This window comes from Mesorhizobium monacense (genome assembly GCF_056781675.1).
Genome location: NZ_CM165567.1, coordinates 5,536,877 through 5,557,761, shown reverse-complemented (window position 1 = coordinate 5,557,761; position 20,885 = coordinate 5,536,877). Strand labels below are relative to the sequence as shown.

Genomic DNA, 20,885 nt, shown 5'->3' with positions numbered 1-20,885 from the left:
CGGCTTCTTTCTCCCCGTAAACGGGGAGAAATGCCCGGCAGGGCAATGAGGGGCAGCGCCGACTTCGACAATTGGCACCTCTGGCCTCGCCTGATGCAAAATGCCTGCCCTCACGCTTGCGCAATCAACCCCGAGCGGGCTTTGCTCACACCGGGCAGAATCGGCAGGTGGACATGGACACGCTCACAATCGGCGCAAAGGGCATTTCGGTCTCGCTCGATCTCATGGTCGGTCACCTTGCCGACATGGCGGTCGACATCGACGGGCGCCGGCTGCAGCCGCTGCACCGGGCGCCCTGGGTCGGCGCGCCGCGCGAAACGCTGGCTGAAAACCTGCCCGAGGGCACGTTGCGCCTGTCAGGCGATTTCCTCTGTGCGCCGTTTTCGCGCAGCGACGTCGAGGAGGCGCCGCTGCATGGCTGGCCGGCCAACAGTCAATGGGATGCCGTCGACAGCAGCGCCATCGCCGATGGTTGGCGCGCCACCTTCCGGTTGCGCCGCAAGGTCATGGGTGCCGCAGTCGACAAGGTCCTGACCGTGCGCGACGGCCACCCCTTCCTCTATCAGGAGCATGTCTTCTCGGGCGGCGCCGGCGCCATTTCCGTCGCCCATCATCCGATGACGGCGATGAAGGACGGCGGCAGGCTGGCCTTCTCGCCCAAGCGCTTCGCCGCCACACCCGCTGATCCGCTGGAGCCCGATCCGGCGCGCGGCCGTTTCATGCTCGCCTATCCGGCGCGTTCCGCCGACCTGTCGCGGTTTCCGACCGCCGATGGCGGCACGGCGGATCTCGGCGACTATCGCAACGATCAGCTGCGCGAGGATTTCCTCACTCTGGTCGAGGCCGACCATGGCGGGCCGGGCTGGACGGCGCTGGCGCGGCGTGCCGAGCAGGATCTGGTGCTGGTGCTGAAGAACCCGGTCGAACTGCCGGTCACCATGCTGTGGTTCAGCAATGGCGGGCGCGACTACGCGCCGTGGAACGGCCGCCACCGCGGCGTGCTCGGCATCGAGGACGGCCGCGCCGCCGTCGGCCATGCCGCTTCGCTCGGCGACAACTGGCTGAAGCGCGAAGGCGTGGCGACAGCCTTCGCGCTTGCCGAAGGGCGCTCGGTGTCGTTCCGCCATGTCATCGGCGCCGTCCCCACGGCCGGCGGCGAGCCGCCACGCGGCATCGAAACCGTGCGCGACCGGATGCGCATCCTCGCCGCCGACGGCGCGGCGAAGGAGGTTGCCTTCGACGGCGACTTCCTGCGCATCGGCCGGTCCGTCCCGGCCTGAGGGCGGGCGCCAATCCCGCGTTTGAAATTTCCACCAACTGTCGCCAAGATGCGCCGATCACCCTGCGGAACATCCAGCCAGGAATGCCTCATGTCCGAAATCGCCCATCTCGCCGCCACCATCTTCAAGCGTGCCGGCAAGGCATCGCGCTTCGTCGTCGCCATCGCCGGCCCTCCCGGCGCCGGCAAGTCGACGCTGTCAGCCTCCCTGCATGACCTGCTGCCGGAAGGGTCTTCGGAAGTCGTGCCGATGGACGGTTTCCATTATGACGACATCGTGCTCAACCAGCGCGGCCTTCGGCCAAGGAAAGGTGCGCCGGAAACCTTCGACTTTGCCGGCTTCGAAACGCTTTTGAAACGCATCCGCTCGGGCGAGCCCGACATTGCCATCCCGGTGTTCGACCGCAGCATGGAACTGTCGCGCGCCGCCGCGGCAATCGTCGGTGCCGGCACCAAGTTCATCCTGGTCGAGGGCAACTATCTCCTGCTCGACGAAGAGCCATGGTCGCGGCTGGCGCCGCTGTTCGATTTCACCATCTTCGTCGACGTGCCGCGCGACGAGCTCGAACGCCGCCTGCTGGTGCGCTGGCACGGGCATGGCCGCTCCGATGAAGACGCCCGCGCCTGGATCGCGTCCAACGACATGCCCAACATCGACCGCGTGCTGGCGCGGCGGCGGCCCGCCGATCTTGTCATCGGCGATCATGCCGGATTTTAGCATTGTTGGTCGGGGAACCTTAAGACTTTCCGGTCGTTATGCCCGACACGGCATTTAGCTGGATCAGGGAAAATCCGATGGCAACCAGGACCCAAAAACCCGCCAAGGGCAGGTCAGTTCAATCCAGGGCAACGCAGGCAAAAGCCGGTGCCGGCCCGGCAATCGCCGAGCGTTCGAAGGACGCCAAGCCTGCCTTCGGCAAGGCCGCGCCAAGGAAAGTGATGCCGGGCGCCGCGTCGAAGGCCAAGGCGAGGAAGCCGGCGGCAAGCACCGCCTCGAAGGGCGCCGTTCGCACGGCAGCCAACATTGCGGCCGGAGCGGTCGTCGCCACCGCGCGAGGCGTCGCGTCGTTTGCTGCCTCTGTCGTCGGCAGGGGCGGGTCCAAAGCCAAGGCAAAATAGGCCCGGTCAATTCCCCCCGTCCTTGCGGCAGGCCGCGTTCAGCCCCTTGCGGGAATGGTCAGGCCCTTCTGCACGGCCGGTCGCGCAAGGCCGCGCTCCAGCCAGGCGCCGACGATCGGAAAATCGTCGAAGCCGACCAGTCCGCGCGCCTCATAAAAGCCGATCAGATTGCGTACCCAGCCGAGCATCGAGATATCGGCGATGGTGTAGTCGTCGTCCATGATCCATGTCCGGCCCTTGAGCCTGGTTTCGAGCACGCCGATCAGCCGCCGCGATTCGTCGCGGTAGCGCTCCAGCGGCCGCTTGTCGGCGATCTCGCGCCCGGCGAATTTGTTGAAGAAGCCGACCTGTCCGAAGATCGGTCCGATCGAGGCCATCTGGAAGAACACCCACTGGATCGTCTCGTAGCGCCGGATCGGATCGGCAGGGATCAGCTTGCCGGTCTTGTCGGTGAGATAGAGCAGGATGGCGCCGGATTCGAACAGGCCGATCGGCTGGCCGCCGGGACCGTTCGGGTCGATCATCGCCGGTATCTTGCCATTCGGGTTCAGCGACAGGAATTCCGGCGTCCAGCTCTCGTTCTTGCCGATGTTGACCGCATGCGCCTCGTAGGGAAGGCCGAGTTCCTCCAGCGCGATCGAGATTTTCACGCCGTTGGGTGTTGTCGCGGAATAGAGCTGGAGGCGGTCTGGATGCTTGGCCGGCCAGCGCTTGGTGATCGGAAAGGCGGACAGGTCGGTCATGGAAGGCTCCGGGATCGGGTGCGGAACAGGCGCAAGGGGCGGGTCGCAAAGAATTAGGAGCAGGCCCGGCCCCGATCAATATGGCCGGCAAAAGTTCCGGGCAAATGGTGCAGGACGGCCTCAGACCGCCTTGAAGGCCAGCACCGCATTGGTGCCGCCAAAGGCGAAGCCGTTGCTGATCGCGACGCGCACCTTGCGCTCGCGCGCCACGTTCGGCGTCACGTCGAGATCGCAATCGGGATCAGCTTCGCGGAAATTCGCCGTCGGCGGCACGATGCCTTCGCGGATCGCCATGACGCAGGCGATCATCTCCAAGCCGCCCGAGGCGCCGAGGCAATGTGCGTGCATCGACTTGGTCGAGGAGATGGCGAGCGAATGCGCGTGCTCGCCGAAGACGCGCTTGATCGCCGCCGTCTCGATCTGGTCGTTGGCCTTGGTGCCGGTGCCGTGCGCGTTAAGGTAGTCGACATCCTCCGGATTGAGCCCGGCATCGGCGAGACAGAAGCGCATCGCCGCTTCCGGTCCTTCAATGGTCGGCGCGACGATGTCGGAGGCGTCGGCGGACAGGCCCGTGCCGGCAATCTCGGCCAGGATGGTGGCGCCGCGCGCCATGGCGTGGTCGTAGCTTTCCAGCACCGCCATGCCGGCGCCTTCGCCGAGGATCAGGCCCTGGCGATCGGCCGAGAACGGTCGGCATGTGTCAGGCGACAGAACGCGCAGCGCCTCCCAGCCCTTCAGCACGCCCCAGACCAGCGGCGCGTCGGTGCCGCCGGCGACCATGACGTCGGCGCGGCCGAGCCTGATCTGGTCGACCGCCGAGGCCATCGCATGGTTGGCCGACGAACAGGCCGAGGTGACGCCAAACACGGGCCCGCGCAGGCCGAGATGCATGCTGACCTGGCCGGAGGCTGCGCCCGGCATGACTTTCGGCACCGTGAAGATGCCGGCGCGGTTCTTTTTCTCGATCAAAATCGCGCGATAGTTTTCCTCGATCGCCTCAAAGCCGCAGACCCCAACGCCGACGATGGTGCCCATCCGGTAGGTGTTGTCGGCATGCGCGGTCAATCCGGAGTGCTGCATGGCTTCGCGCGCGGCAATCACCGCCAGCAGGCTGAAGCGGTCCATCGATACCAATTGCTTGCGGTCGATGCCGTGCTCGGGCAGCGCCTTGATCTCGCAGCCGATCTTGACCTTCAAATCATGCAGCAGCGGATTGTCGATCGGGCCGATCGCCGAGCGGCCGGCCCGCATCTCGCTCCAGATTGCCGGTGCATTGGTGCCGAGCCCGCAGATCCCGCCGATGCCGGTGATGACGACGCGTTTCAGCATTCGGTCAGGCTTTTTTCGTGATCAGCGCGCGAACTGCCTCGACCATGTCGCCGACATTCTTCAAATTGCTCCAGGCATCGACCGTGTTCATCTCGATCTCGATGCCATACTGTTCTTCGAGATCGAAGATGATCTCCGTCAGTTCCAGCGAATGGATGCCCAGCGACGTCAATTCGGTATTGGCGGTGATCTCTTCGCCGCCAGGCTCGGCATGAGCCTTGATCTTCGCGATGATGTCCGTTGCCAGCTGGTCAGCCATTCGGTTTCTTCCCCAACTTTGTCGTTTCCCGACGCCGACTGATCAGCGCCCCTTTGTCCCCGGATTCACATCGTCGTCGTCGCCCTATACCCCGCCAGGCGCTGCGTGACCGTTCCAAGGTGGCTCCCTCTATAGAAACCGAAACGTTGTGAAGCAACAAGCTATATATCGACAAAGCCACGGGAGTGCTTAACGTTGGTCGTGTGGACATGATGGAAACTATCTCGACTTCAGCGCCCGCGGCCCAGCGTGTTGCGGGGCGAGCCAGGCTTTTCTGCGGCAAGAGCGATGGTCGCACGCGCCTTCGGCGTCTCTATCAGGACGGTTCGGCCAAGATCCGCATGCCGGCAGTCTCGGCCGATCCGCTCGAAGCCGTGCTGATCAACACCGCCGGCGGCCTGACCGGCGGCGATCGTCTCGGCTGGGAGGCGGATGTCGGCGCCGGCGCCTCGGCCTCGATCACCACCCAGGCCTGCGAAAAAATCTATCGCGCGGCATCGGATCGCGCCGAGGTGCGGGTGAGGCTGACCGTCGGCGCCGGGGGCCGCATCGCCTGGCTGCCGCAGGAAACCATCGTCTTCGATCGGGCGGCCTTCGCCCGCACGCTCGACGTCGAGCTAGCCGCCGATGCCGAGGCGCTGCTGCTCGAGGCCACCGTCTTCGGCCGCCTGGCCATGGGCGAGCGCACGACGCATGGCGGCTTTCACGACCGCTGGCGCGTCCGCCAGGGCGGCGCGTTTGTGCACGCCGAGGATTTCCGTATCGGACCGGATATTGCCGCCAGCCTTGGCCGTGCGGCCGTCGCCGGCGGCGCCGCTGCGATGACGACGGTGCTGTTGGTCTCGCCGCGCGCCGAGGCGTTTCTCGATCCGGTTCGCGCAATCATCGGTGGCGAGGGTGACGCCAGTGCCTGGAGCGTGAAAAAATCTGGCAAGCTTCTTGCGAGGCTGTTTGCCGAGGACGGCTACCAGCTCCGCAAGCGGCTGGTTCCGCTTGTCGAATTGCTCAACGGACGGGCGGGTCTGCCCAAATTATGGTCACTCTGATTCTGACTAGGTCAATCCAGGAAAACGCATGAACCTGACGCCGAGGGAAAAGGACAAGCTGCTCATCGCCATGGCGGCGATCGTGGCGCGCAAGCGGCTCGAGCGCGGCGTCAAGCTCAACCATCCGGAGGCGATTGCGCTGATCACCGATTTCGTCGTCGAGGGCGCCCGCGACGGCCGCCCGGTCGCCGAACTGATGGAGGCCGGCGCCCATGTCGTCACCCGCGCGCAGGTGATGGACGGCATCGCCGAGATGATCCACGACGTGCAGGTCGAGGCGACGTTTCCCGACGGCACCAAGCTGGTGACCGTGCACGAACCGATACGGTGAGGAGATAAAGATGCTCGAGCTGCGCCCAAACTGCGAATGCTGCGACAAGGACCTGTCGCCGGAGGCGACGGATGCGCTGATCTGCACCTTCGAATGCACTTTTTGCGCCGATTGCCTGGAAAAAGTGCTCGGCGGCACTTGCCCGAACTGCGGCGGCAATTTGTCGGCGCGGCCGATCCGCCCGGCGGCGATGCTGCAAAGATATCCCGCTTCGACCAAACGCGTGCTCAAGGCCGGGGGCTGCGGTCCCCGCAAGGCCGCATGACCGGCATAACCCCTGTCAGCAGAGAAGGCATTTCGATGACATCAGCTCCGATGAAACGCACCGCGCTCTCGGCGATCCTGCTGCTCGCCGCTGCCATGCCCGCCTACGCTCATGTCGGCGTCGGCATCACCTCGTCCTTCACCGCCGGCTTCATGCATCCGCTGTCCGGCCTCGACCACATGACGGTGATGATCGCTGTCGGGCTGTGGGCGGCGCTCAACGGCGGCAAGGCAATCTGGGCATGGCCGGCGGCATTTGTCGGCGTCATGCTGGTGGGCGGTGCGCTCGGCATGCTGCATTTGCCGGTGCCCTTCGTCGAACCCGGCATCCTGGCCTCTGTCGTGGCCTTGGGCCTGCTGGTGGCGCTGGCGGTTGATCTGCCGGTTTCGGCCGGCGTCGCCATAATCGGCCTGTTCGCGCTGTTCCATGGTCACGCCCATGGCACCGAGGTTCCTGAAAACGCCGGCGGGCTGGAATACATGGCCGGCTTTGCCGCTGCCACCGCGCTGCTCCACGCGACGGGTATTGCGGCTGGTCTCGGCCTTGGTGTGCGCTTCCGCGGACTTGCCCGCGCCGCCGGCGCCGCCTGCGCGGCCGTTGGCGTCGGCCTTGTCTTCGGCGTGCTGTGAGGCCCCAGATGATCCCGGGCGAAGTCATCACCGCAAGCGGCGAAATCGAACTGAACAAGGGCCTGCCGACTGTGACGCTGAAAGTGGCCAACAGCGGCGACCGGCCGATCCAGGTCGGCAGCCACTATCACTTCTTCGAGACCAATGAAGGTCTGAAATTCGATCGTGCCAAGGCGCGGGGCATGCGCCTCGATATCGCCGCCGGCACGGCGATGCGCTTCGAGCCCGGTCAGGAGCGCGACGTAACGCTGGTGCCGCTCGGCGGCAAGCGCGAGGTCTACGGCTTTCAACAGAAGGTGATGGGCAAGCTGTGAGATCGATTGCTGATGCATGTCGCCCAAAAGTGCTGGGCGGTTTTTGGGCAACGACATGCGTGCAAACAAGCAGCGCTTTCGGTTCAGCCCGACGGCTTGGCCGCCGCATAGATGACGACTTTTCCCGGATCATCGAACTCGACGGCGAGAACGTCCTCGGCGGCCACGCGCCTGGAATCGATGGCATTGAACAGCAGCGCGTTCGCCTCGATCTCCTTGCGCAGTTCCGCGATATCGTCCTGATGTTGTTTGATCTTGGTCTCGATCGCCGGTGGCGGGCCGCCTTCGCTGCGCGCCGCGTCGGTGAGGAACACGATATCGACCTTGTCGAGCTTGGACGTCTTGCGCACCGTGCCGATGTTTTCACGCGTCCGGTCGATCGCGGTGCTGACCTTCCCGGCTTCGGTGCTTGTCCTGGTCTCTTCCTGCTTGACCTCCGAGCCGATGATGCGGTCGACGGTCTCGGTGCTTCCAAGCCCTTGCGCGTTGAGCTCGGTGTCGGAACCGGCCGCAGCGAGAAGCGCCAGCACGGCCATCGCTTGCAGCCATCTTGTGGTAGGGGTGATCGCCATCGCTCGCTCCAGATGGAACTCTTTTCGGGACGCGGTTCAGCGCGAAAAGATAGAAACGAATCCCGCCCGGCGAAGGTTCCCTTTCTGATGTGGCGGGCGGGCCGGGTGCCGGCCCGCCGCAGCCACGCGTCAGCTCGCTTTCCCGGATCAGCTCGCCTTCTTTGTGATCAAGGTCAGCGCGCCGTCGGTGTTCATGCTGGCGGCGATCACCTGCGCCGAGGTCAGCCCCTTGGCTTCCAGCGCCGACTTGACCTTCGGCGTCGCGTCGATCGAGCTGCGCAGCTTCTGCAAACCGGCCTCGCCGCGCTGGGCGATCACCTGGTTGACCTGCGTCTGGGTGTCCTTGGGCAGTTCCGTGATGTCGACGATGTTCACGCTCTGGATCGTCGGCACGGCGGGCTGCGCGTTGGGCGCGGCCGGCGGCTGGCTGGGCTGTTGCTGCGCGGGCTGTTGCTGAGCGCTGGCTGCGCTCGCCAACGCCAGGGTGGCGGCGGCTGCAAGAAGTATCGTTTTGCGCATGGATCTTCCTTCCATCGATTTGGCAAACGGTCGTTTTGGGGTGACTCGCCCACCTCAACCGCCAAATGGGAACACAAGGTGTCGCTTAGCAGGTCATTGCGTGACCATAGGATGGCGGCAATGTGGGGCATGGCTTCGCAGCCGCATTTCGGGAGCAATTGCTGATGGCTAGAATTACCCGCGCCGCCTATGCGCAGATGTATGGCCCGACGGTCGGCGACAAGGTGCGGCTTGCCGACACCGAATTGTTCATCGAGGTGGAAAAAGACCTCACCGTTCACGGCGAGGAAGTGAAGTTCGGTGGCGGCAAGGTCATCCGCGACGGCATGGGCCAGAGCCAGGTTTCGCGAGCGCAAGGCGCTGTCGACACCGTCATCACCAACGCGCTGGTGATCGATGCGTCGGCCGGCATCTTCAAGGCCGATATCGGCCTCAAGGACGGCCGCATCGCCGCCATCGGCAAGGCCGGCAATCCGGATACTCAAGATGGCGTCACCATCATCATCGGCCCTGGCACCGAGATCATCGCCGGCGAGGGCAAGATACTGACCGCCGGCGGCTTCGATGCGCACATCCACTTCATCTGCCCGCAGCAGATCGAGGAAGCGCTGATGAGCGGCATCACCACCATGCTCGGCGGCGGCACCGGACCGGCGCACGGCACCTTGGCAACCACCTGCACGCCGGGGCCGTGGCACATGGCGCGCATGATCCAGTCCTTCGATGCCTTCCCGATGAACATCGGCCTGTCGGGCAAGGGCAACGCCTCGCTGCCGGCCGCACTTGAAGAAATGGTGCTCGCCGGCGCCTGTTCGCTGAAGCTGCACGAGGACTGGGGCACGACCCCGGCGGCCATCGACTGCTGCCTGTCGGTCGCCGACGACTATGACGTGCAGGTGATGATCCACACCGACACACTGAACGAGTCCGGCTTTGTCGAAAACACGGTCGCGGCGATCAAGGGCCGCACCATCCATGCCTTTCACACCGAAGGAGCCGGCGGCGGCCACGCGCCCGATATCATCAAGGTCTGCGGCCTGCCCAACGTCATCCCGTCCTCGACCAATCCGACCAGGCCCTACACCGTCAACACGCTGGCCGAGCACCTCGACATGCTGATGGTCTGCCATCACCTTTCGCCGTCGATCCCCGAGGACATCGCCTTTGCCGAAAGCCGCATCCGCAAGGAAACGATCGCGGCCGAGGACATATTGCACGACATCGGCGCCTTCTCGATCATCTCCTCGGATTCGCAGGCCATGGGCCGTGTCGGCGAAGTCGCGATCCGCTGCTGGCAGACCGCCGACAAGATGAAGCGCCAGCGCGGATCGCTGCCGCAGGAGACCGGCGACAACGACAATTTCCGCGTCCGCCGCTACATCGCCAAATACACCATCAACCCGGCCATCGCGCACGGCCTGTCCAAGGAGATCGGCTCGATCGCGGTGGGAAAACGCGCCGATCTCGTGCTTTGGAACCCGGCCTTCTTCGGCGTCAAGCCGGAGATGGTGCTGGTCGGCGGCTCGATTGCCGCGGCTCCCATGGGCGATCCCAACGCCTCGATCCCGACGCCGCAGCCGATGCACTACCGGCCAATGTTCGGCGCCTATGGCAAGGCGCTGACCAACTCCTCGGTTACTTTTGTTTCGAAAGCCGCATTCGACGCCGGCCTTCAGGCCAGGCTCGGCGTCGACAAGGCCATGGTCGCGGTCGAAAATACCCGCGGCGGCATCGGCAAGCATTCGATGGTGCTCAACGACGCCACGCCGCATGTCGAGGTCGATCCCGAAACCTACGAGGTCCGCGCCGACGGCGAGCTGCTCACCTGCGAACCGGCAACCGTGCTGCCGATGGCGCAGAGGTATTTTCTGTTTTAGGGTCGTATCCTAGAACGCATTCGGACACGCCATGGACGACCAGAAGAAAACAGCCCTGATTTCGAGGATGGGCGCGCTGCAAAAATACAATGGCGGCGTTGCTCCGCTCGCTATGCCTCTTGTTACATTGGAAGAATATTTCGATGGAGCTGAAGGTCAAGCCGGATTGCTGTGCAACAGCCCGGAGGCGCCGGACAATGATACGGTTCTAGCTGCATTTCAATCGATACGGAAAAGGCCTGAAGTTCACGACGTCCGGATAGCAATCGTGCAGTGTGATGATGGAGAATGGCCGTTCTCTGACAAGGTCGTGATCACAACGCGCGCCAGCGAAGAACATGTGATTGGCTGGCTGCCGTCAGGCTTTGAGCCGGACGAAACCTGGGAAGGAGATGTAAATCACCTACCCGCCGAGCAGGTTGAAGTTCCGGCCGGTTACCGAAAGTTATGGCTCTGGTATGACTAGCCGCAACTGTCGACGCAGCCGGTAGAACCCAGGCATGGCCACCGAAATAGCCTCTCCCCACGATATCTTTCCGCATATCCGCATCGTCATGGGCATGGTGATCGGCCTCGGCGTCACCCGCCTGCTGTCGGGGCTTGCCCGCATCGTCCAGCATCCCGGCCAGTACAAGCTCTATCCCGTGCATCTGGCCTGGGTCGGCTCCATGCTCTTGTTGCTGGTGCATTTCTGGTGGTGGGAATTCGGCCTCTACGCCATCGAGACCTGGACCTTCGGCACGTACCTGTTCCTCATCTTCTATGCCGTCACGCTGTTCCTGCTTTGCGCGCCGCTGTTCCCGGACTCCATGCTCGACTACACCAGCTACGAGGATTTCTTCTATTCGCGCCGCGCCTGGTTTTTTGGCCTGCTGGCGATGACCTATCTGCTCGATGCCGTCGACACGTTGCTGAAAGGGCCGGAGCATTTCGCCCACTACGGCAATGAATATCTCATCCGCACGCCGGTTTTCGTCGCGCTGTGCATCGCAGCCATCCTGGTCCGCGATCGCCGCTTTCACATCGTTTTCGTCGCCGGCACGCTGATCTATCAGGTATCGTTCATCCTGCGGCTCTTCGACACGATCGTATGACGGCAGCGGATGGTCTAGGTTTCTCGGAAAAGGCAGGTTTCAACAATGTACAAGGCCGTCGGATCGCGCGGATCCCGGGTCAGTCGTGTTCTCTGGATGCTCGAGGAACTCGGGCAGCCTTATGAATTCGTCGAGGTCAAATTGCGCTCGCCGGAAGCCTATGCGCTGAACCCGTCCGGCAAGGTGCCGATCCTGATCGACGGCGAGCTGAAGGTGACGGATTCGGCGGCGATCTGCGTCTATCTCGGCGAAAAGCACGCGGATAAGGGCATGGGCGCCAATCCCGGTCTCGCCGGCCGCGCCGAGATGGATTCCTGGATGCATTTTGCCCAGTCGGAATTCGAGGCACCGCTGTGGAACAAAGTGCGCCACCGCTTCCTGTTGCCGAAGGAGGTGCGGGTCGATGTCGGCCCCGCCGCGGCGCATGACTTCGCCACGGAGGTCAAGGTGCTGGACCGCCGGCTTGGCGACAAGCCTTTTGCCCTCGGCGACCGGTTTTCCGCTATCGACGTGCTTTTGGGCGATATGGGTGGCTGGGCCCGCGCCGGCCGGTTTCGGATAGAGTCCGACAGCGTCAACGCCTATTTCGACCGCGTGCTGGCCCGTCCAGCCCGCGCCCGTGCGCAGGCCAATGGAGGATCTTCCAGATGAAGCTCGACATCCGCACCGACTTCACCAAGTTTCCGCGCGCCGTCTCGGTGCTTGCCGCCGCGGAGACGGGAACGACCGTGCCTTGCGCCAAGGCTGTGCTTGCTCACGACGAGCGGCACCTGCGTCGCCGCGCCATCGAGACGTCAGGCGGCGAGAAGGTGCTTGTCGATCTGCCGGAGGCGGTTGCCTTGAACGACGGCGACAGGCTGGTGCTGGAGGATGGCCGCCATGTCGAGATCGTCGCGGCGCATGAAGAGGTCTATGACATTCGCGCCCGCAACGCCGTGCATCTGGCCGAGCTCGCCTGGCATATCGGCAATCGCCACCTCGCCGCGGCAATCGAGACCGACCGCATCCTGATCCTGCGCGACCATGTCATCAAGGCGATGCTTGAAGGGCTCGGCGCTACGGTGAGCGACGTCTCCGAACCCTTCAAGCCAGTGCGCGGCGCCTATTCCGGTCATGGCGGCCATGGCCACGATCACGGTCATGCCCATGCCGAGGCGCATGCGCACAGCCATGCCGAAGCGCATTCCCACTCGCACAGCGAATCGCATTCTCACTCGCACAGCCATGGTCATTCCCATTCGCATGATGACGACCATCATCACCATGACTGACCAGCCTTCCGGCATCGCCTTGCTGCGGCTGATGGCGTGGCTGTCGCCGGCCTTTCCTGTCGGTGGCTTTTCCTACAGCCATGGCCTCGAACGCGCCGTGCATGACGGCCTGATAACCGACAGGCAAAGCCTCGCCGCCTGGCTGGAAACGCTGATCGAGATGGGCTCGGGCTGGAACGATGCCGTGCTGTTCGCCGAAGCCTGGCGGCGCGTCCGCGACGCCGGCGACCTTGACGAGATTGCCGCACTCGCCGAAGCCCTGGCCGGCTCGCGCGAACGCCATGTCGAGACCATGCTGCAGGGCGCCGCCTTCCTGAAAGCGGCATCGGCATGGCCCTCTCAGGTGCTGGACCGTCTGCCGGAAGACTGCGCCTATTGCGTCGCCGTCGGCGCGGTTGCCGGCGGCAACGGCATCGCCTTGCAGGACGCACTGTCTGCCTTTCTGCAGGCCTTCTTCTCCAACCTCGTCCAGGCCGCGATCCGGCTCGGCGTCGTCGGCCAAAGCGACGCCACCGCGCTGCTCGCCGGCTTCGAACCATTGGCCTTGGCGACGGCGGCCCGTGCCGCCCTCTCGACAACAGACGATCTCGGCGGCTGCGCCTTCGTTTCCGACGTCATGGCGATGAAGCACGAAACCCAATATTCGCGGCTGTTCCGCTCATGATCCTCCTCGCCTTTGCGCTGTCGTTCGTCCTGCTCGTGATCACCGTTCTGCATGTCTATTGGGGCATTGGCGGTGTCTGGCCGGGCAGGGACGCTGCCTCCTGCGCCCATGCTGTCGTTGGCTTTCGCGGCATCAGTGAGATGCCCTCGCCCTTTGCCAGCTTTGCCGTTGCCGCCTGCCTTGCCTTGGCGACGCTGTGGCCGATGGCGCTCGAAGGCGTCTTTGCCTCGCCTTTTCCGAAGGTCGGTCTTGCCGCCACGTCGATGCTGATTGCGCTGGTCTTCCTCGGGCGCGGCATTGCCGGCTTCACGCCCTGGTGGCGGCGGCTCACGCCCGAGCAGCCTTTCGCGCGGCTCGATGTCCGCTATTATTCGCCGCTGTGCCTGCTGATCGGGCTCGGCTTTGCCGTCTTTGCCATCACGGAGTTCCCCGCATGACCCAGGCCAACGGTCCCCTTCGCATCGGCATCGGCGGTCCTGTCGGTTCCGGCAAGACGACGCTCACCGAAAAGCTCTGCAAGGCGCTGCGCGACGAGTTCTCTATCGCCGTCGTCACCAACGACATCTACACCAGGGAAGACGCCATGATGCTGGCCAGGCTGCAGGCGCTGCCCGAAGACCGCATCGTCGGCGTCGAGACCGGCGGCTGCCCGCACACCGCCATCCGCGAGGACGCCTCGATCAATCTGCAGGCGATCGCCGAGCTGAACAAAAAATTCCCGGATCTCGACGTCATTTTCATCGAGTCCGGCGGCGACAACCTTGCCGCCACCTTCTCGCCCGATCTCGCTGATCTGACGCTCTATGTCATCTCGGTCTGCCAGGGCGAGGAGATCCCGAGAAAGGGCGGCCCGGCGATAACGCGCTCCGATTTCCTTGTCATCAACAAGAGCGATCTCGCGCCCTATGTGAACGTCAACCTCGATGTCATGGAGAGCGATGCCGCCCGCATGCGCGGCAAGCGGCCCTTCGGCTTCACCGACCTGTCGCGCGGCAAGGGACTGCAGGAGGTGATCGATTTCATCGTCGAGCATGGCGGGTTGCAGTCGGCCCGCTCGGCGGCCTAACAGCTGCGCCATCAGTTTGCCATTGCTGGCCTGCTTTGGGCGCGGCATTCTCGGGAAAATGGAGTTTTTCGATGAGCATTGCCCGCCTGCAGAAAGAGCCGCTGACCAATCTGCCCTTCTACGAGGAGCGCGTCGATCTCGCTTGCGCCTTCCGCTGGACGGCGCGGCTCAACATGCACGAGGCGGTGGCCAATCATTTCTCGCTGGCCATCAACGAGGACGGTACCAAATTCCTGATGAACCCCAACCAGGTGCATTTCTCGCGCATCAAGGCCAGCGATCTTCTGCTCATCGACGCCAACGTTCCCGAGACGCTCTCCGGCCCCAATGCGCCCGACCCGACGGCGTGGGGCCTGCACGGCGCCATCCATCGCAATGTGCCGCATGCGCGCTGCGTCATGCATGTGCATTCGGTCCACGCCACCGTGCTCGCCTCGCTCGCCGACTCGCGGCTGCCGCCGGTCGACCAGAACTCGGCGATGTTCTTCAACCGCCATGTCGTCGACGCCAACTATGGCGGGCTGGCCTTCGAAGAGGAGGGCGAGCGCTGCTCGCAGCTTCTGACCGATCCGAAGGTCAAGGTGATGGTCATGGGCAATCACGGCGTGCTGGTCATCGGCGATAACGTCGCCGATGCCTTCAACCGCATGTTCTATTTCGAGCGCGCCGCCGAGACCTACATCAAGGCGCTGTGGACCGGCCGTCCACTGCGCACGCTGTCCGACGCCATTGCCGAGAAGACAGCGAGCGAAATGGACGACTATCCCGGCCAGGCCGAACGGCATCTCAGCGAATTGAAGGCGATCCTCGACGAGCAGGAACCGGTCTATCGGAACTGAGAGCTATCTCTTTGTTTGACGCAATTCCGGACGGAAAACCGCTAGGCACTTTTCCTGGAATTGCTCTAAAGCCCGAATTCCCGGCGCAGATCTTCGGCGCTGTTGATGACGGTCGCACCTAGCGGCCCTTCCATCGGCGCTTCCGGCCAGAACATCGTGCGCATTCCCGCCGCCAGCCCGGCCATGGCGCCGGTGCGGCTGTCGTCGACCGCCGCGGCGTCAGCCGGCTCGACGCCGGCCAGGAAGGCGGCGCGCAGGAACGGCTCGGGATGCGGCTTGCCTTCGTGCACGTCGTTGCGGCTGATCGTCTTCATGCCGGGATAGACGAGGCCGACTGCGCGCAAGTTGGCATCGACGATCAGCCGGTCGGAATTGGAGACCACCGCCTGCTGCACGCCGCGTTCGCGCAGTTCGTTGAAGATCTCGATCGCGCCGGGGCGCGGCTTCAGCGTCTCGGCCATCGGCAAATAGTGATCGTATTTGCGCACGATCCAGTCGTCGAAGGGCAGGTCGAGGCCGAACTCCTCGCGCAGCATCTCGTAGACCGGCCATGCGGCGACGCCCAGCACCCGCTCATGCAGATTGGTCGGCGGCGCGATGCCGACGCTGCGCAGCGCCGCCACAAGGGCCGCCTCGTGCAGCGGTTCGCTGTCGACCAGCGTGCCGTCCATATCCCAGAAAACCGCTTTCGGCGTCATGCAAGGCTCCTTTTGTGACCCCCATAAAGCGTTTGTGTCCGGAGATAAACCGTCGAACCCGCGATCCCCGATATTGACGCAGCTGCAGCCTCTGCGCGGAGGCCCGGTTTATGATGCCAGAGTCCGGTCAGGCATGCCAAAGGGCCTAAGCAATTGCCCCTTGTGATAGACAATTGCGCATGGCGCCATTCCTTGTAAGCTAAGGCGCCCGCTTGCATACTAGGCGGGGCTTGGGAGGCAGGACGTGAATTCGCGGCAGGACGGCGGCAGCAACCGGTTGGACGACGCAGCGCGCGCCGGCTGGCTCTATTATGTTGCCGGCAACACGCAGGACCAGATCGCCGCCACCCTCGGCATCTCCAGGCAGACGGCGCAGCGGCTGGTGTCGCTGGCGGTGTCCGAAGGGCTGATCAAGGTGCGCGTCGATCACCCGATCGCCAATTGCCTCGATCTTGCGGCGCGGCTGAAATCGCGCTTCGCGCTCGATCTGGTCGAGGTCGTGCCGAGCGACCCGACCTCCTCTTCCACCATCGTTGGCGTTGCCGAGGCGGCCGCGGCCGAGATCGAGAGACGGCTAAGATCGCCGGCGCCGATCGTCATGGCGATCGGCACCGGGCGCACGCTGAAGGCCGCGATCGAGCAGTTGCCGCCGATGGAGTGTCCGCAGCACAAGGTGGTCTCGTTGACCGGCAACATCTCGCCCGACGGCTCGGCCGCCTTCTACAACGTCATCTTCACCATGGCCGACAGGGTCAAGGCACGCTCGTTCCCGATGCCGCTGCCAGTCATCGCCTCTTCGCCGGAGGAACGCGAGATGCTTCTCGCCCAGCCGATGATCCAGCCGACGCTGGCGCTGGCGGCAGAGGCCGACGTCACCTTCGTCGGCATCGGCGACCTCGGCCCGAAGGCGCCGCTCTACGAGGACGGCTTCATTTCGGAAAGCGAGTTGAAGGCATTGCAGAAAGCCGGCGGCATCGCCGAGATCGTCGGCTGGGTGTTCGACCGCGAAGGCCGCATGATCGAGGGCATTACCAACGAGCGGGTTTCGTCGGCGGCGCTGCCGTCCCGCGAAAAGTCGCTGGTCATTGCGCTCGCCATGGGCGAACGCAAGCTGCCGGGCATCCAGGCGGCGGTGAACCGGCGGCTGGTCAACGGCCTCATCACCGATGAGCGCACCGCCGCGGCCCTGCTCGCGGCCAGCTGACTTTGCATAAGACAGGCAAGCCTATCTATACGGTTCGCTGGGGTCGTTGCCGTCGAGGAAACCCATGTCGCGCTGCAGATGCGGCGACAGCTCCCTTATGTCGATGTAGGCCCGCCGCTTTGCCGTGTGCCGCGCAAATCCACGCGCCAGCCACGAAAACCAGCCTTGGCCTGGCGTGAAAGACAGCTTTTCCTGTACCGTGGTCATGATCGTCAGCCTCCGATATGTCTAGACGAGAGTTATCGTCGCCCCCAGATATCGGCAGGATCGGGGCTCGCTTCCAATCAAACGTCGATCATGGCCCATAAGGAGGACTTATGCCGAATCTTGAGGCGCGACAGATTTCCCAGCTCCCTCCGCTGCAGGCGATCAGGGTGTTCGAGGCAGTGGCGCGGCATCTCTCCTTCACCAGGGCTGCCGAGGAACTCGGCATGACGCAAGCGGCGGCAAGCTATCAGATCAAGCTTCTGGAAGAGCGCGTCGGCGGCCCCTTGTTCCTGCGTCAGCCAAGGCAGATCGCGCTGACCGAGGCCGGGCAGCGCATGGCGCCTGCCGTCAGCGAGGCGTTTGCGTTGTTGAGCGGGGCCGATGCCGCCGCACGCACCGGCGCGGATAGCTTGCTGTGCGTCACCACAGTTCTGACCTTTGCCTCCAACTGGCTGGCGCAGCGCCTGGGCTCGTTCCAGATCGCCCATCCTGCGCTGGCGGTGCGGCTCGACACGTCGAGCCGGCTGACCGACTTCGCCCGCGAGGAAGTCGATCTCGCCATCCGCTCAGGTAGCGGCAATTGGCCAGGCTTGGAGGCCCACAAGCTTCTCGATGCGGATTTCACGCCGATGCTCAGTCCCAAACTGGCGGCGAGCATTGGTGGTGTGAAGGAACCGGCCGATCTGCTGCGGCTGCCCATCCTCGACCCTGGCGACATCTGGTGGAAGGAATGGTTTGCTGCCGCCGGCGTGCATTCGCACGACCTCGCCAGCCGACCCGAGAGCCGCATGGGCGCGCAGGCCTATGAGGCCAATGCCGCCATCGCCGGCCATGGCGTGGCGATCCTGACCAGGTCGCTGTTCAAGGCCGAACTGGCCGACGGCCGCCTGATCCAGCCCTTCGACCTGGTCGGCAACGACGGTCATGCCTATTGGCTGGTCTATCCCGAGACACGGCGCAACGCGCCGAAGATCCGCGCTTTTCGCGACTGGATCCTGACTGAGATCGCCCGCCAGTAGGCAGCCAGCTTTCCCGCGACTCGTTGCCGGGATCCGCAGCGTCCCTGCCGCGACATCCATCGTCTAACGTCCTCCATGCGCCCGGCGCACGATGCCGCGCGGCTTCGTCGTGTTGCGCTGCAGCAACGAATCCGACTTGACATATTTAACGCCAAGTGAGTAATTGCTCACAGCCAAGGCAAATGCTCATCTTGGTTTATGGGAGGAATTTGATGAAACTTCGCACGCTCACACTGGGCCTGTTGTCGGCCAGCGCTCTTGCGTTCGCCGCGCACGCCGAATCCATCACCATCGCCACCGTCAACAATGGCGATATGGTCCGCATGCAGAAGCTGACGGACGACTTCACCAGCAAAAATCCCGACATCCAGCTCAACTGGGTCACGCTCGAGGAAAACGTCCTGCGCGAGCGCGTCACCACCGACATCGCCACCAAGGGCGGCCAGTACGACGTGATGACCATCGGCACCTACGAGGTTCCGATCTGGGCCAAGCAGAGCTGGCTTCTGCCGCTCGACAAGCTCGGCGACGACTATGACGCCAAGGACATCATTCCGGCCATCGCCGGCGGTCTTTCGGTCGACGGCAAGCTCTATGCCGCGCCTTTCTACGGCGAAAGCTCCTTCGTCATGTACCGCAAGGACCTGATTGAGAAGGCCGGGCTGACCATGCCCGACGCACCGACCTGGGACTTCATCAAGCAGGCCGCCGAGAAGATGACCGATCGCGCCAATGGCGTGAACGGCGTCTGCCTGCGCGGCAAGGCCGGCTGGGGCGAGAACATGGCCTTCCTGACCGCCATGTCGAACTCCTTCGGCGCCCGCTGGTTCGATGAGAACTGGAAGCCGCAGTTCGACCAGCCGGAATGGAAGAACACGCTGCAGTTCTATGTCGACCTGATGAAGGCCGCTGGTCCGGAGGGCGCCTCTTCCAACGGCTTCAATGAAAACCTGGCGCTGTTCCAGCAGGGCAAGTGCGGCATGTGGATCGACGCCACGGTCGCTGCTTCCTTCGTCTCCGACCCGAAGGCATCCACCGTCGCCGACAAGGTCGGCTATGCGCTGGCGCCGGACAATGGCCTCGGCAAGCGCGGTAACTGGCTGTGGGCCTGGTCGCTGGCCATTCCCGCCGGCACGCAGAAGGCTGACGCGGCACAGAAGTTCGTGTCCTGGGCGACCAGCAAGGGCTATGCCGAGCTCGTCGCGTCGAAGGAAGGCTGGGCCAACGCACCGCCCGGAACGCGCTCCTCGCTCTATGCCAACCCCGAGTACCAGAAGGCAGCGCCCTTCGCCAAGATGACGCTGGACTCCATCAACGCCGCCGATCCGACAAAGCCGACCGTCAAGCCGGTGCCCTATGTTGGCGTCCAGTTCGTCGCCATCCCCGAGTTCCAGGGTCTCGGCACCACCGTCGGCCAGCTCTTCTCGGCGGCACTCGCCGGCCAGTCGAGCGTCGACGATGCCCTCAAGCAGGCCCAGGACGCCGCCACCGCGGCGATGACCGAAGGCGGCTATATCAAGTAAGGCTCCTCCCGGTGCCGAAAGCCGGTCGCACACCATGACCGGCAGGGGCCGCCCGAATCCCAGTTCGGGCGGCCACCTTCAAAACCCGGGAAATTCTGGCACAACTCTGAAATCTGTCTGACCTTTGGAGGGTGACCGTCATGGCTACTCAGCAGACCCGCTCGCTTGCCCGCTTCATGATGGCGCCATCCGTGGTGCTGCTGTTCGTCTGGATGATTGTGCCGCTGGTCATCACCATTTGGTTCTCCTTCCAGCAGTACAACCCGCTCAACCCGATCCGCGATGGGTTCGTCGGCTTCTCGAACTACGCGCTTTTCTATTCCAACCCGGCCTTCCTGCAGTCGATCCTCAACACGCTTGTCCTCGTCGGCAGTGTTCTGTTGATCACGGTGATCGGCGGCATCGCGCTGGGGCTGCTGATCGATCAGCCGATGTGGGGACAAGGCATTGTCCGCATCCTCGTCATCTCGCCCTTCTTCGTCATGCCGCCGGTGGCCGCATTGGTCTGGAAGAACATGATCATGCATCCGCAATACGGCGTCTTTGCCGACATTGCGCGTTTCTTCGGCATGCAGCCGATCGACTGGTTCGGGCAGCATCCGATGCTGGCGATCATCATTATCGTCGCCTGGCAGTGGTTGCCCTTCGCGACGCTGATCCTGCTGACCTCCCTGCAGTCGCTTGACGGCGAGCAGAAGGAAGCCGCCGAGATGGACGGCGCCGGCTTCGTCAGCCGCTTCATCTATCTGACGCTGCCGCACATGTCGCGGGCGATCACCGTCGTCATCCTGATCCAGACCATCTTCCTTCTGTCGATCTATGCCGAAATCCTGGTCACCACCAATGGCGGCCCGGGCTACGCTTCCACCAACCTGCCTTTCCTCGTCTACCAGAAGGCATTGCTGGAGTTCAAAATCGGCCAGGCATCCGCCGGCGGTGTGATCGCCGTCATTCTCGCCAACATCGTCGCCTTCTTCGCCATGCGCGCCGTCGGCAAGAACCTGGACAAGTAAGGGAG

General features: G+C 63.9%; 28 protein-coding genes. 21 read left to right on the top strand and 7 right to left on the bottom strand.

Annotated features, from left to right (window positions below):
* The first annotated feature begins 173 nt into the window (after positions 1–173).
* From AC1RUK_RS26550 to AC1RUK_RS26540, 3 genes are all read left to right on the top strand, one after another.
* Positions 174–1,280 (top strand): hypothetical protein, encoded by a 1,107-nt coding sequence (locus tag AC1RUK_RS26550; RefSeq protein ID WP_481838270.1) that lies wholly within the window; start codon positions 174–176, stop codon positions 1,278–1,280.
* A gap of 90 nt (positions 1,281–1,370) precedes the next feature.
* Positions 1,371–1,997: a nucleoside triphosphate hydrolase gene (locus AC1RUK_RS26545; RefSeq protein WP_436170281.1), complete on the top strand. Its 627-nt coding sequence runs from the start codon at positions 1,371–1,373 to the stop codon at positions 1,995–1,997.
* 77 nt (positions 1,998–2,074) lie between these two features.
* Entirely contained in the window at positions 2,075–2,398 is a 324-nt protein-coding gene (locus AC1RUK_RS26540; protein WP_481838271.1) for a hypothetical protein, read from the top strand.
* 38 nt (positions 2,399–2,436) lie between these two features.
* On the opposite strand, the gene AC1RUK_RS26535 is transcribed toward AC1RUK_RS26540, so the two are convergent.
* The 3 genes from AC1RUK_RS26535 to AC1RUK_RS26525 all read right to left on the bottom strand — a co-directional run bounded on the left by AC1RUK_RS26535 (position 2,437) and on the right by AC1RUK_RS26525 (position 4,729).
* Positions 2,437–3,141, bottom strand: coding sequence for a glutathione S-transferase family protein (locus AC1RUK_RS26535; protein WP_481838272.1), 705 nt, complete (start codon positions 3,139–3,141; stop codon positions 2,437–2,439).
* A 120-nt stretch (positions 3,142–3,261) separates the two neighbouring features.
* Complete coding sequence (locus tag AC1RUK_RS26530; protein WP_481838273.1) at positions 3,262–4,470, bottom strand: beta-ketoacyl-[acyl-carrier-protein] synthase family protein; 1,209 nt, start codon at positions 4,468–4,470, stop codon at positions 3,262–3,264.
* A 4-nt stretch (positions 4,471–4,474) separates the two neighbouring features.
* On the bottom strand, positions 4,475–4,729 hold the full coding sequence (locus tag AC1RUK_RS26525) for an acyl carrier protein (RefSeq protein WP_481838274.1): 255 nt from the start codon (positions 4,727–4,729) through the stop codon (positions 4,475–4,477).
* 209 nt (positions 4,730–4,938) lie between these two features.
* Between AC1RUK_RS26525 and AC1RUK_RS26520 the strand changes: the two genes are divergently transcribed.
* From AC1RUK_RS26520 to AC1RUK_RS26500, 5 genes are read left to right on the top strand one after another with little or no spacing between them, the layout of a single operon-like run.
* The gene (locus AC1RUK_RS26520) at positions 4,939–5,775 is read left to right on the top strand and encodes an urease accessory protein UreD (protein WP_481838275.1); all 837 of its coding nucleotides are present in this window, start codon (positions 4,939–4,941) and stop codon (positions 5,773–5,775) included.
* A gap of 28 nt (positions 5,776–5,803) precedes the next feature.
* The gene (locus tag AC1RUK_RS26515) at positions 5,804–6,106 is read left to right on the top strand and encodes an urease subunit gamma (RefSeq protein ID WP_095805092.1); all 303 of its coding nucleotides are present in this window, start codon (positions 5,804–5,806) and stop codon (positions 6,104–6,106) included.
* A gap of 10 nt (positions 6,107–6,116) precedes the next feature.
* Positions 6,117–6,371, top strand: a complete 255-nt coding sequence (locus AC1RUK_RS26510) for a DUF1272 domain-containing protein (protein ID WP_481838276.1) — start codon at positions 6,117–6,119, stop codon at positions 6,369–6,371.
* Between the two features lie 35 nt (positions 6,372–6,406).
* A complete protein-coding gene (locus tag AC1RUK_RS26505) occupies positions 6,407–7,000 on the top strand; it encodes a HupE/UreJ family protein (RefSeq protein ID WP_481838277.1) in 594 nt (197 codons plus the stop codon).
* Positions 7,001–7,008: 8 nt separating this feature from the next.
* Positions 7,009–7,314, top strand: a complete 306-nt coding sequence (locus tag AC1RUK_RS26500) for an urease subunit beta (RefSeq protein ID WP_436170288.1) — start codon at positions 7,009–7,011, stop codon at positions 7,312–7,314.
* Positions 7,315–7,397: 83 nt separating this feature from the next.
* On the opposite strand, the gene AC1RUK_RS26495 is transcribed toward AC1RUK_RS26500, so the two are convergent.
* Positions 7,398–7,886: a hypothetical protein gene (locus AC1RUK_RS26495; RefSeq protein WP_481838278.1), complete on the bottom strand. Its 489-nt coding sequence runs from the start codon at positions 7,884–7,886 to the stop codon at positions 7,398–7,400.
* A gap of 147 nt (positions 7,887–8,033) precedes the next feature.
* On the bottom strand, positions 8,034–8,405 hold the full coding sequence (locus AC1RUK_RS26490) for a hypothetical protein (protein ID WP_481838279.1): 372 nt from the start codon (positions 8,403–8,405) through the stop codon (positions 8,034–8,036).
* A 164-nt stretch (positions 8,406–8,569) separates the two neighbouring features.
* Here AC1RUK_RS26490 and ureC point away from each other — a divergent pair, with 164 nt between their 5' ends.
* The 9 genes from ureC (at position 8,570) to AC1RUK_RS26445 (ending at position 15,216) form a co-directional block, all read left to right on the top strand.
* Entirely contained in the window at positions 8,570–10,282 is a 1,713-nt protein-coding gene (gene ureC / locus AC1RUK_RS26485; RefSeq protein ID WP_481838280.1) for an urease subunit alpha, read from the top strand.
* 31 nt (positions 10,283–10,313) lie between these two features.
* Positions 10,314–10,748: a hypothetical protein gene (locus tag AC1RUK_RS26480; protein ID WP_481838281.1), complete on the top strand. Its 435-nt coding sequence runs from the start codon at positions 10,314–10,316 to the stop codon at positions 10,746–10,748.
* Between the two features lie 34 nt (positions 10,749–10,782).
* On the top strand, positions 10,783–11,376 hold the full coding sequence (locus tag AC1RUK_RS26475; protein WP_481838282.1) for a hypothetical protein: 594 nt from the start codon (positions 10,783–10,785) through the stop codon (positions 11,374–11,376).
* 45 nt (positions 11,377–11,421) lie between these two features.
* Complete coding sequence (locus AC1RUK_RS26470; protein ID WP_481838283.1) at positions 11,422–12,027, top strand: glutathione S-transferase family protein; 606 nt, start codon at positions 11,422–11,424, stop codon at positions 12,025–12,027.
* Positions 12,024–12,647, top strand: a complete 624-nt coding sequence (locus AC1RUK_RS26465) for an urease accessory protein UreE (RefSeq protein ID WP_481838284.1) — start codon at positions 12,024–12,026, stop codon at positions 12,645–12,647. The genes AC1RUK_RS26470 and AC1RUK_RS26465 overlap by 4 nt, the downstream gene beginning before the upstream one ends.
* Positions 12,622–13,311: an urease accessory protein UreF gene (locus AC1RUK_RS26460; RefSeq protein ID WP_481839385.1), complete on the top strand. Its 690-nt coding sequence runs from the start codon at positions 12,622–12,624 to the stop codon at positions 13,309–13,311. Before AC1RUK_RS26465 ends, AC1RUK_RS26460 begins: the two co-directional genes overlap by 26 nt.
* Positions 13,308–13,748 (top strand): DUF3995 domain-containing protein, encoded by a 441-nt coding sequence (locus tag AC1RUK_RS26455; protein WP_481838285.1) that lies wholly within the window; start codon positions 13,308–13,310, stop codon positions 13,746–13,748. The genes AC1RUK_RS26460 and AC1RUK_RS26455 overlap by 4 nt, the downstream gene beginning before the upstream one ends.
* The gene (ureG, locus tag AC1RUK_RS26450) at positions 13,745–14,377 is read left to right on the top strand and encodes an urease accessory protein UreG (RefSeq protein ID WP_481838286.1); all 633 of its coding nucleotides are present in this window, start codon (positions 13,745–13,747) and stop codon (positions 14,375–14,377) included. Before AC1RUK_RS26455 ends, ureG begins: the two co-directional genes overlap by 4 nt.
* A 71-nt stretch (positions 14,378–14,448) precedes the next feature.
* Positions 14,449–15,216 (top strand): class II aldolase and adducin N-terminal domain-containing protein, encoded by a 768-nt coding sequence (locus AC1RUK_RS26445; protein WP_481838287.1) that lies wholly within the window; start codon positions 14,449–14,451, stop codon positions 15,214–15,216.
* 65 nt (positions 15,217–15,281) lie between these two features.
* On the opposite strand, the gene AC1RUK_RS26440 is transcribed toward AC1RUK_RS26445, so the two are convergent.
* The gene (locus AC1RUK_RS26440; RefSeq protein ID WP_481838288.1) at positions 15,282–15,914 is read right to left on the bottom strand and encodes an HAD family hydrolase; all 633 of its coding nucleotides are present in this window, start codon (positions 15,912–15,914) and stop codon (positions 15,282–15,284) included.
* A 244-nt stretch (positions 15,915–16,158) separates the two neighbouring features.
* On the opposite strand from AC1RUK_RS26440, the gene AC1RUK_RS26435 reads away from it, so the two are divergent.
* A complete protein-coding gene (locus tag AC1RUK_RS26435) occupies positions 16,159–17,118 on the top strand; it encodes a sugar-binding transcriptional regulator (RefSeq protein ID WP_436170300.1) in 960 nt (319 codons plus the stop codon).
* Positions 17,119–17,139: 21 nt separating this feature from the next.
* Here AC1RUK_RS26435 and AC1RUK_RS26430 read toward each other — a convergent pair whose 3' ends face one another.
* A complete protein-coding gene (locus tag AC1RUK_RS26430) occupies positions 17,140–17,325 on the bottom strand; it encodes a hypothetical protein (RefSeq protein ID WP_481838289.1) in 186 nt (61 codons plus the stop codon).
* A 110-nt stretch (positions 17,326–17,435) separates the two neighbouring features.
* Between AC1RUK_RS26430 and gcvA the strand changes: the two genes are divergently transcribed.
* The 3 genes from gcvA (at position 17,436) to AC1RUK_RS26415 (ending at position 20,880) form a co-directional block, all read left to right on the top strand.
* Positions 17,436–18,344 carry a transcriptional regulator GcvA gene (gene gcvA, locus AC1RUK_RS26425; RefSeq protein ID WP_481838290.1) on the top strand — a complete coding sequence of 303 codons (909 nt, stop codon included), beginning with the start codon at positions 17,436–17,438 and terminating at the stop codon, positions 18,342–18,344.
* Positions 18,345–18,556: 212 nt separating this feature from the next.
* Positions 18,557–19,867 carry an ABC transporter substrate-binding protein gene (locus AC1RUK_RS26420; protein WP_481838291.1) on the top strand — a complete coding sequence of 437 codons (1,311 nt, stop codon included), beginning with the start codon at positions 18,557–18,559 and terminating at the stop codon, positions 19,865–19,867.
* A gap of 140 nt (positions 19,868–20,007) precedes the next feature.
* Positions 20,008–20,880: a carbohydrate ABC transporter permease gene (locus tag AC1RUK_RS26415; protein WP_436170304.1), complete on the top strand. Its 873-nt coding sequence runs from the start codon at positions 20,008–20,010 to the stop codon at positions 20,878–20,880.
* Positions 20,881–20,885 lie beyond the last annotated feature (5 nt).

Bases quoted from the DNA above. Each gene is read 5' to 3' on its own strand.
- gcvA (WP_481838290.1), top strand. From the start codon at position 17,436: ATGCCGAATCTTGAGGCGCGACAGATTTCCCAGCTCCCTCCGCTGCAG.
- AC1RUK_RS26495 (WP_481838278.1), bottom strand. From the start codon at position 7,886: ATGGCGATCACCCCTACCACAAGATGGCTGCAAGCGATGGCCGTGCTG.
- AC1RUK_RS26415 (WP_436170304.1), top strand. From the start codon at position 20,008: ATGGCTACTCAGCAGACCCGCTCGCTTGCCCGCTTCATGATGGCGCCA.
- AC1RUK_RS26505 (WP_481838277.1), top strand. From the start codon at position 6,407: ATGACATCAGCTCCGATGAAACGCACCGCGCTCTCGGCGATCCTGCTG.
- AC1RUK_RS26420 (WP_481838291.1), top strand. From the start codon at position 18,557: ATGAAACTTCGCACGCTCACACTGGGCCTGTTGTCGGCCAGCGCTCTT.
- AC1RUK_RS26430 (WP_481838289.1), bottom strand. From the start codon at position 17,325: ATGACCACGGTACAGGAAAAGCTGTCTTTCACGCCAGGCCAAGGCTGG.
- AC1RUK_RS26525 (WP_481838274.1), bottom strand. From the start codon at position 4,729: ATGGCTGACCAGCTGGCAACGGACATCATCGCGAAGATCAAGGCTCAT.
- AC1RUK_RS26500 (WP_436170288.1), top strand. From the start codon at position 7,009: ATGATCCCGGGCGAAGTCATCACCGCAAGCGGCGAAATCGAACTGAAC.
- AC1RUK_RS26465 (WP_481838284.1), top strand. From the start codon at position 12,024: ATGAAGCTCGACATCCGCACCGACTTCACCAAGTTTCCGCGCGCCGTC.
- ureC (WP_481838280.1), top strand. From the start codon at position 8,570: ATGGCTAGAATTACCCGCGCCGCCTATGCGCAGATGTATGGCCCGACG.
- AC1RUK_RS26515 (WP_095805092.1), top strand. From the start codon at position 5,804: ATGAACCTGACGCCGAGGGAAAAGGACAAGCTGCTCATCGCCATGGCG.
- AC1RUK_RS26470 (WP_481838283.1), top strand. From the start codon at position 11,422: ATGTACAAGGCCGTCGGATCGCGCGGATCCCGGGTCAGTCGTGTTCTC.
- AC1RUK_RS26540 (WP_481838271.1), top strand. From the start codon at position 2,075: ATGGCAACCAGGACCCAAAAACCCGCCAAGGGCAGGTCAGTTCAATCC.
- AC1RUK_RS26490 (WP_481838279.1), bottom strand. From the start codon at position 8,405: ATGCGCAAAACGATACTTCTTGCAGCCGCCGCCACCCTGGCGTTGGCG.
- AC1RUK_RS26535 (WP_481838272.1), bottom strand. From the start codon at position 3,141: ATGACCGACCTGTCCGCCTTTCCGATCACCAAGCGCTGGCCGGCCAAG.
- AC1RUK_RS26480 (WP_481838281.1), top strand. From the start codon at position 10,314: ATGGACGACCAGAAGAAAACAGCCCTGATTTCGAGGATGGGCGCGCTG.
- AC1RUK_RS26440 (WP_481838288.1), bottom strand. From the start codon at position 15,914: ATGACGCCGAAAGCGGTTTTCTGGGATATGGACGGCACGCTGGTCGAC.
- AC1RUK_RS26520 (WP_481838275.1), top strand. From the start codon at position 4,939: ATGATGGAAACTATCTCGACTTCAGCGCCCGCGGCCCAGCGTGTTGCG.
- AC1RUK_RS26455 (WP_481838285.1), top strand. From the start codon at position 13,308: ATGATCCTCCTCGCCTTTGCGCTGTCGTTCGTCCTGCTCGTGATCACC.
- ureG (WP_481838286.1), top strand. From the start codon at position 13,745: ATGACCCAGGCCAACGGTCCCCTTCGCATCGGCATCGGCGGTCCTGTC.
- AC1RUK_RS26460 (WP_481839385.1), top strand. From the start codon at position 12,622: ATGACGACCATCATCACCATGACTGACCAGCCTTCCGGCATCGCCTTG.
- AC1RUK_RS26545 (WP_436170281.1), top strand. From the start codon at position 1,371: ATGTCCGAAATCGCCCATCTCGCCGCCACCATCTTCAAGCGTGCCGGC.
- AC1RUK_RS26475 (WP_481838282.1), top strand. From the start codon at position 10,783: ATGGCCACCGAAATAGCCTCTCCCCACGATATCTTTCCGCATATCCGC.
- AC1RUK_RS26445 (WP_481838287.1), top strand. From the start codon at position 14,449: ATGAGCATTGCCCGCCTGCAGAAAGAGCCGCTGACCAATCTGCCCTTC.
- AC1RUK_RS26530 (WP_481838273.1), bottom strand. From the start codon at position 4,470: ATGCTGAAACGCGTCGTCATCACCGGCATCGGCGGGATCTGCGGGCTC.
- AC1RUK_RS26550 (WP_481838270.1), top strand. From the start codon at position 174: ATGGACACGCTCACAATCGGCGCAAAGGGCATTTCGGTCTCGCTCGAT.
- AC1RUK_RS26510 (WP_481838276.1), top strand. From the start codon at position 6,117: ATGCTCGAGCTGCGCCCAAACTGCGAATGCTGCGACAAGGACCTGTCG.